This window comes from Paracoccus sp. NIOT.M2S5SZ12, assembly GCF_057748165.1.
In genome coordinates, this window is sequence record NZ_JBYLFR010000039.1 from 1 (window position 1) to 7,642 (window position 7,642).

General features: G+C 66.6%; 8 protein-coding genes and 1 pseudogene. All 9 read right to left on the minus strand.

From position 1 onward, the window contains the following. Positions 1–347: 347 nt before the first annotated feature. The gene (locus AC2SGK_RS17785; RefSeq protein ID WP_488324740.1) at positions 348–782 is read right to left on the minus strand and encodes a hypothetical protein; all 435 of its coding nucleotides are present in this window, start codon (positions 780–782) and stop codon (positions 348–350) included. A gap of 4 nt (positions 783–786) precedes the next feature. Continuing rightward, on the minus strand, positions 787–1,122 hold the full coding sequence (locus tag AC2SGK_RS17790; RefSeq protein ID WP_488324741.1) for a hypothetical protein: 336 nt from the start codon (positions 1,120–1,122) through the stop codon (positions 787–789). A 242-nt stretch (positions 1,123–1,364) separates the two neighbouring features. Then, a complete protein-coding gene (locus AC2SGK_RS17795; RefSeq protein WP_488324747.1) occupies positions 1,365–2,462 on the minus strand; it encodes a DUF927 domain-containing protein in 1,098 nt (365 codons plus the stop codon). Positions 2,463–2,465: 3 nt separating this feature from the next. Beyond that, positions 2,466–3,317: a relaxase/mobilization nuclease domain-containing protein gene (locus tag AC2SGK_RS17800; protein ID WP_488324742.1), complete on the minus strand. Its 852-nt coding sequence runs from the start codon at positions 3,315–3,317 to the stop codon at positions 2,466–2,468. Continuing rightward, complete coding sequence (locus AC2SGK_RS17805; protein ID WP_488324743.1) at positions 3,314–3,622, minus strand: hypothetical protein; 309 nt, start codon at positions 3,620–3,622, stop codon at positions 3,314–3,316. The genes AC2SGK_RS17800 and AC2SGK_RS17805 overlap by 4 nt, the downstream gene beginning before the upstream one ends. Beyond that, a complete protein-coding gene (locus AC2SGK_RS17810) occupies positions 3,619–3,876 on the minus strand; it encodes a helix-turn-helix transcriptional regulator (protein WP_488324744.1) in 258 nt (85 codons plus the stop codon). The genes AC2SGK_RS17805 and AC2SGK_RS17810 overlap by 4 nt, the downstream gene beginning before the upstream one ends. A gap of 496 nt (positions 3,877–4,372) precedes the next feature. Further along, positions 4,373–5,248, minus strand: coding sequence for a hypothetical protein (locus AC2SGK_RS17815; protein ID WP_488324745.1), 876 nt, complete (start codon positions 5,246–5,248; stop codon positions 4,373–4,375). Positions 5,249–5,270: 22 nt separating this feature from the next. Beyond that, positions 5,271–6,029: pseudogene (locus AC2SGK_RS17820) on the minus strand (AAA family ATPase). Next, the gene (locus AC2SGK_RS17825) at positions 6,026–7,519 is read right to left on the minus strand and encodes a hypothetical protein (protein ID WP_488324746.1); all 1,494 of its coding nucleotides are present in this window, start codon (positions 7,517–7,519) and stop codon (positions 6,026–6,028) included. Before AC2SGK_RS17825 ends, AC2SGK_RS17820 begins: the two are co-directional and overlap by 4 nt. Positions 7,520–7,642: the final 123 nt, after the last annotated feature.

Sequence of the window (7,642 nt, forward strand, 5' to 3'; positions counted from 1 at the left end):
CGCTTCAACGCCCTCGGCACAGCCGAGGTCGCCCGCGTCGCCTGAACCTAAAGGGGAAAGGGGAAGTCACGCCTCAAGCCGCCTTTCTGCAACAACGCCCCGTCAACACCATCGGCAACTGGAAGGGGCAATTTTGTGCACGAGAGGGCCGGAGCTGCCCCAGCTTGACATCTGCTTGGATTGCTTTGACGATCAGTCACGTCGGAACCGCGCTGCATGCCCCCGCGAGCTTCAGCTACTCGATGTGTCGCCTGCTGATCGTCGGTCCCGACACCAGAATAGTCATGATTGGTGTAATTTCGGCGGCCAATGGAGCGTCCGGTGCCTTGAAGTTGGCCGCATCGCCCTCACCGACCGCGAACATTCCACCCTCGGGTCAGGATCCTGAGGTTCTCGTTTTCCAGACGGACGATTTCCGCGCGGATGCGCATGTAGGTATGCCAACGCATCCGGTGCGGTTTGGGCGGGATCGGGAAGGTGGGGTTAGGTTCCTCTTGGCCCAGGCGCCGCCGCAGCTTGCGCGCCTTCGCACTCATGCGATCCACGGGTGCGTTCAATTCGCTGCCGTGACGCCCGCCGAGGCATTCGTTGCAGCGCAGGCCCGTGCGCAGAATGGCGCAACGCCTGTTGCAGCCTGGGCAGAGGAACCAGCGCCGTTCGCCGCCGAAGTTGCAGGGCGTCGTGACGATGTCGATCTGTTGTCCGTCCACACGAATTGCCCGAAGTCCCTTGAGCCATGAGCGGCGGCTGTCGAGATGAACAGGGAATGCGTCACAGATCATCAGCCTAAACCTTACGCTGGAGGATCTGCTGTCGGACGATCTCCGATGCGATCGGCGGATAGGTGGCGAGGTCGTTGAAGGCCCGCTCGACGTCGTAAACGCCCTGCCTGATCCGGTAATGGCCAAGCCAGGCTGCAGTCAGGTCCTGCGGCCGCGCGAGCGCAGACAGATCGAAGCCGACATGCTGAACGTAGTCGCCCAGTTGGTCGATCATCTCCGGTTCGCAGAAATCAGCCAGCAGCGCCACGATCATGCTGGCCTGCTCTTGCGACGACAGTTTCACATCATCTCGTGGCTGACCCGCCTTGGGGTGTATCCGATCTGCACGAGGGTTTTTCATCAGGCTTCCTTTCGATCAACACGGGGCTGCAAATGGGGTGGGACAGGTGGGACAGGTGGGACCGCGTTGATTAAGCTGTGTTTTTTGGTGGGACAGTGCTGGCGGCCGATTGGTCAGGTGGGACAGGTGCTCGAGCGATTAGGGTCGCCCAGTCCCACCCGTCCCACCAATGAACCTGCCGAAGGCGCCTAAAAAACTAATGATTTCAGCGCAGTACCACCTGTCCCACCTGTCCCACCGGTTTACTCGTAGGCCACGATGTCCTCGCTGACCGCGTAGAGGCGCGGGCGGAGGGGGCCTCCCGTGGGCACCCGCTTCTTGAGGTGTTTGCCGTCACCCGGCAGCAGATAGTCGGCTTCCTTCAGATAGCGCGCCGCCTGGTTCCAGTCCGAGCCAGCATGGATCTGTTTCCATGCATCCTCCGTGAACCAGTACACCCCATCTCTGACGTAACCGGCACGGTCGCGGACAGGCTGACCCAAGTTCGTACCATCCATCTGCTGGAACCTGCTGGGGCCGTGCGCCGTGATGAATGCGCGCACCCGGATGATCGCTTCGCGTTTCTCGGCGGGCTCTTGGCCGCCGCGGGAGTTGATCCAGTGGTCGAACATCTGGTGGGCGGCTGCTTCTGCCGTGCCGACAGGCCACCCAGTCAGCCCGAACTCGGTCGCAAGTTCACCTGCGGCCCCGATCAGAGCAAAGCGCGTCAGCGCGCGTTCGGTCTGCCCCTCGCCCATCAGTGAATGCCGGGATTGAGACCTCTCCCTGAACAGCCTCATTGCCTGCCGAACGGTCTCCAGATGCTTTTCGCGATCCGCCAGGAGGGCCTCGACAAAGGCAGGACCTGCAGCGCCGTAAGCGGCCGCCGCACCCTGCTTCAACGCCTGAGCGAACGCTGCGGCCGATGGCGCATCGTGCAGACAATCAAAAGCGCCATGGGCGTATATCTCTGCGGGAATATCCAACAGCCGCACCCCAAGCCCTGCCTTGGCGTGGGCCGTGTTCTCGGCGACCTTGTCGGCAATCGACATCTCGCCCGTCGACAGCATGGGCACTCGCCAGCGCGAATGCGGGATCGCCTCTCCCGACTTGGCCGCCCGCGCCTTGCCGGCGCCATTGGCCAGCATATAGACCATTTCAGATACTGTCCGCGCGGGCGCCTCGCCGATCTCGTCCAGCGCGCAGAGGGTGCCGTTCAGCGCCGCGGCAATGCCTTCCAGGCCATTGTCGGTGGCGCGCCAGCTTTTCAGCAAGCCCGGCGCACCCCAGACCGAGACCGCCACGCGCAGGATCGTGGTCTTGCCCCTGCTGGACGGTCGGTGCTGTCGGTCATTCCTGATCCTTTAGTAGAGGTGCTGCAGGTCTGCATCTGCCGCCGCCAGGGAGGCCAGCAGGTGGCGCTGGTCGATGAGGCCCCGCAGCCGGCGGGACTGCCTGGCGTGATCGAGGATCGACAGCAGGCTGATCCGGTTGAGCTCGTCGCTGAGCGCGCGGCCGGGAAGCCGTGTCGGCCCCAGGCTGAACACCACCCGGCGGCGGCTGCCCTCGCGGACCTCCTCCACCCGGACCGGAGAGCCCGACGCCACCAGCGCCGCCTGCAGCGCGGGCAGGTCCGTCGGCTGCCGGTGGGTCAGCGCGGTGCCGATGTCGGCGGCCATCCGGCGCCGGTCCGCGCTGCGCAGGCGCCGGGTCGGGCAGAAGACCTCGAGGCGCGGCCCGGCCGCGGGCCGGTGATAGCGCGGCGGGGTCAGGCCGAGATGGCGGCAGAGGCGGCGATGCACCTCATCGCAGCGATGCTGCAGGTCGGGCAAGGACAGCGGGCGGCCGGCGAAGGTGGCGGCCATCAGCATCAGGTGCAGGTGATCGCATCGCGTGTCGCGATGCCGGACCGCGAGCCAGGGGATCTGACGCTGCGGCAGGCCCAGCCCGGCGATCGCGATCTGCGCCATCTCGACCCATGCGGCGCGGTTGGCCGTCAACCCGTCGGGCAGCGAGAGGGTCACGTGCAGGACGTTCTTCGCATGGCGCGCCGGGCGCGGCATGCGCTGCGCATGGCTGAGCGTCGGGCCATGGCCCAGCCAGGGGATCGTGCCGCCGATGGGTTCGGGCGGGCGGAGCGTGCCGGGCTTGCCGCTCTGGGTCAGGTAGCCCAGCACCGTCGCCACCGAGGCATGGAAGGTCACATGCGGCCTCACGCCCAGCCCCCGCGGTTCAGGTCCCGCACGATCCGGCGCATCAGCGCCGCGCCTTCGGAGAGGAGGCGGCCGAGGTCGCCCCCTGCCGCGGTCCCGCCGCCGGGCACCGCATGCGCGATGTCGTTCAGCACGAGGCCCAGCTGACCCAGCTCCTCGGTCAGCCGCTCGGCGCGACCGGCCCGGCCCGCCAGCAGGCAGTCGCGCAGATGCTCCGCGCGGCTGGCGGCGCCCCGCAGGCGCATGTCGGCCAGAACGGCCTCCGCCTCCTCGGGTGACAGCCGGACCTCGAAGCGGGTCGTGCTCACAGCTCCTCCGTGACCATCGTGCCGGTCGGATCGAAGCCATGATCCTCGTAGGCCACGTGCGTCAGTTCAAAGATGAAGCGCACGACCTCCTCTTCGACCCACCGGATCGAGCCGGGACCCAAGCGGCGGGGCTGCGGAAAGCTGGGATCAGCGCGCAGCCAGCGATCGACGGAGGCCTCGCTCGCCGCCAGGCGGCGGCAGAGCTCCGCCTTGGTGATCAGCCGAACATCGGCCGCGGGGTGTTTCTTCTGCATCGTCTCTCCCGTTGCAGGTTGCTGGTTCAAATCCGGTTGACACTTTTCCCGTTGAGGCGCAGAGACGATGCTGTTCAGGTCATCCTCTTGCGGCTCTTTGCGGAGATCGCGCAGCCAACCGTATGCTGTCGCGACCCCCTCATTCTACGGCCCGCCTGCGAAACCGCCCAGCCCTCCGCCGCAGATGATTGTGGATAGCGGCGTCCAGCCCAGCAAATGCTGGACAAGATCGGGCATTTTCCGGCACGACCTTTTAGGTTCTTGATCACGCCGGACCCTTCGACAGATCCCGGCCCGTGCCGTTCCTGGTCGATAAATGCCACGGATCGCGCGCTGCATGGCACCCGATCGCAGGCAAGACCCGGTTCGGCCTCCGGTGCGAGGCCGCGAGGATGCGAAATTGTTTTTCCCATGACCGGCGGTCGCCCTGCCAGCCCGGTGACCCGCATCGCGATCACGCACCGGAAACAAACCGGGTATGATCGACTGACCGGTTTCACGGTGCAGCGTCATCGGATCGATCAGGGATGTCCTGACCGCTCTCTGCTGCCCGGGCGATGGGTGCCAGAGCCAGTGCCAGGTCGACCTCCGTCAGGAAGCCCCGCGTTTCGAGATCGCGGGCGAGGCTCTCCAGGAGCGGCCGATGCCGTCCGAGGACATCCAGCGCCAGGGCGAGGGCCTGATCGAGGTCGCGCTGCATCTGCCGGCGCATCGCGGCCGGCAGCGAGAGGAGCGTCGTCGCGGGTGGGGCCGCGCCGATCGACAGATGCCCCATGCCCCCCAGCCCGAAGCAGAGATCGCGCTGCAGCATGAGCCTGGTTGCGGCGTGCAGATCGCTGTCGTCGGTGCCGCCGGCGCCGCCGCTCGCCTCACCGAGCAGCAGGATCTCGGCCGCGCGCCCGGCGAGATGCGCCGCGCAACGCTGCTGCAGCATCCCCCGCGTCGCGTCGATGTCGAACCACCGCAGCCGCATCTCGCCTCCGTTCTGGCTGAGCCGGAGAGCCTTGATCACGCCAACGCCGAGCGCAGTCATGACCACGGCGTGCCCGGCCTCATGAACCGCCGCGCGGCGGCGCATGTTTGGGGGCAGAGCGAGATGATCCGGCACCAGCGCCGCGCGCAGGTCCCTGACCGTCAAAGGGCGTCTCTCCCGCCGGGCGGCCCCGCGCGCCGCGCGCACGGCGGCGGCGCAATCCGCCCCCGAAAGGCCGAGAGCCATCTGCCCGAGCGCGGTCAGATCTGCCTCGCGCAGGTCATTTCCGAGATGCTGGCGCAGGATGGTGGCAAGCGCCGCGGCATCGGGCAGGCTGATCTCGACGCGGGTGTCGAAGCGCCCGGCGCGCAGGATCGCCGGATCGATCGCGTCGGTCATGTCGACCTCCTGTCGTTCGTTGTCATGGGAAGGATGGCCGACCCGTCAGCCGCGTCCGGCTTGGGGCCCGCCGGCCGGACGCTTGCGGCGCTGGCGGTTCTTGATGCGGCGGGTGAGGCCGCAACGCCTTGGCGATGATCCTGCCCATCACGTCGGCGCCGGGCATGGAGAGATTGATTTTGAACATGAACCGATCCGACTGCGCCTCTGGAAGCGCATAGGTCCCTTCCTGGTCGATGGGGTTCTGCGTCGCCATGACCATGAACGGTGTTCGATAGGTCTCGCGTCCCGCGTCGCGCCAGTGCCTCAGAGGTTAGGTCCGACCGAGCACCGTGACTTGGTATTCGGCCATCGCCTCAAGCATCGCGGATTGGGTCTTGGGCGTCGCGCGGTTGATCTCGTCCGCCAGCAGAAGGCTACAGAAGACTGGACCGGGACTGAACTCCAGCCGGCCTGAACCGTCATCCGCAGGCATCTGCGTGCCGGTGATGTCGGCAGGCATCAGATCCGGGGTGAACTGCACGCGCCCGACCGCCCCACTGCCGAGCCCGAGGGCCGATGACAGCGCACGGACCAAGGCCGTCTTTCCCAGGCCGGGATTGCCTTTCAAAAGGACGTGGCCTTCGGTCAGCAGCGCCACCACGAGCGCATTCACCACATCGGCCATGCCATGCATGTCCGAAGCCTCGACTGCGGCTGGAATGCTGCGAAGATAGGCGACATGGCCGGCCTCGAGGGACGAAGGGTCGGTCAACTGGTCCATGGGCACGGCTCCTGTCATCTCATCATTTCCTCGACCCAAGCGGGCAGGATCTGCCGTGCCGCGCCAGGCGTCTCCCGCGAGGGGGGTATCGTTCGTGCATCCGGCAGCAGCCGCGCCTCGACGGCGTCCGGCACCTCACCCTCTTCGGCAAAGAGGGCTGCCGGAACACCCACCGTCAGTTCCAGCGCCACATCTGTCTGGGGTGGCCGCGCGGCCTCACGCAGTGGCAGTTCCTGTGCTGGCGTCCCATCGATATCCCCGTCTAGCAACGGCCCTACCCGCACCGGGTCCGCTTCGGAAGCCGTCACTTCCGTCTGAATGATCTCGCCGCCTTCGGGCGGCTCGCCGGTAGACTCTGTGATGCCGGCCAGCGCTCCCTCGGAAGATCGTTCCGTCGGCCCCGAGGAACCTGAAGAGGGTCCGCCAGCCTCGTCCGGATCGGCAGGCGCGCGCATCATCTGCCCGTCGCCCTCTTCTGCCGTGCCGTCACCGCGCCCATCGGGGTCGTCGCTTCCGCCAAGTTCCTGACCAGGCCCATCTCCGCCGACGCCCGGATCACCTTGACCTGAACCATCTGAGGCATTGGAGGCTTGCTCTCCTCCACCCTGACCCTGCTGCGACGAATCCGCTCCACTATCCTCGCCAGCCTGGCCCTGCTGATCCCCATCTGGTGAGGCTCGGCCCTCTGGCCCCGGCCCACCATCACCCGGGCCGTATTCCGCGGACGACGCCTCATCCGTGGAGGAATTCGGGTCAGGCGCCTCGGCCCTGCCAGTCGGCTGCTCGTCGTTGGAATTGGAGGACGCATCCGATACCCGGTCCCCGGCAGACTGTCGCGCATCTTCGCCGGGCTCCGCTCCGGCTCGATCTTCCTGTCTTGCATCCTCGCCCGGCTCCGCTCCGGCTTGATCGGCCTGTCCCTCCTGGGCCGCCCCGCCAGACGATCCCCCTGCGGAGCCTCGACTGCCCTCGCCCGATGGCGCCTCACCCCCGCCTGCGGGCGACCCGGGTGAGGCGCCATTTTCAGCACCATCGGAAGGCTGGGCATCGGATGGGCTGCCGTGATTGCCACGGGGCTCTGCATTCGTGCCATCGCCGGCATGATCCGGACCGCTGGACGGCGAGTCGGGCTCTTTCGCGGTCTGATCGGGCCGGGTCTGCAAGTCAGGCAGCCCCAAGTCATTCAGTGCGGGCAGCAGCAAGAGATCGCGGGGCAACAGCGTCACCGCCATCACGGCGAGAAGTGCCGCCGTAATCATGGCCACACTGCCAACACGCCAGCCCATTAACATCAGGCGAAGCTCGGAGCCGCCAGATTTCGGCGCCAGCTCAAGCGGAACGAAGATGGCCTCCGGGCTATACTGGGCCAGCAAGATCTGGTGAATCTCCGGTGCCAAATCTGGCCGTGACGCTGCGGCCTGCCGCAGCATCGCAACGCGCCCGCTCATGGTCCAGCCCACATGAAATCGCGTCCACGGATCTGCAGACGCCGTCATGTCGAGGATCACTGAAGCAGGTATGAGAGGATCGAGGAAGGCCCATCTCGGGCTGTCAGAACGGCGGGCGTGCGAGATTGCGGGCGCGGATCGCAAGATGGTGCGCTACCAGTCGCAGCGTGCGCCTGACACGGC

What these genes read in the sequence shown, in the direction of transcription:
- AC2SGK_RS17815 (WP_488324745.1), bottom strand. Translation starts at nt 5,248, where the DNA reads ATGACCGACGCGATCGATCCGGCGATCCTGCGCGCCGGGCGCTTCGAC.
- AC2SGK_RS17810 (WP_488324744.1), bottom strand. Translation starts at nt 3,876, where the DNA reads ATGCAGAAGAAACACCCCGCGGCCGATGTTCGGCTGATCACCAAGGCG.
- AC2SGK_RS17785 (WP_488324740.1), bottom strand. Translation starts at nt 782, where the DNA reads ATGATCTGTGACGCATTCCCTGTTCATCTCGACAGCCGCCGCTCATGG.
- AC2SGK_RS17790 (WP_488324741.1), bottom strand. Translation starts at nt 1,122, where the DNA reads ATGAAAAACCCTCGTGCAGATCGGATACACCCCAAGGCGGGTCAGCCA.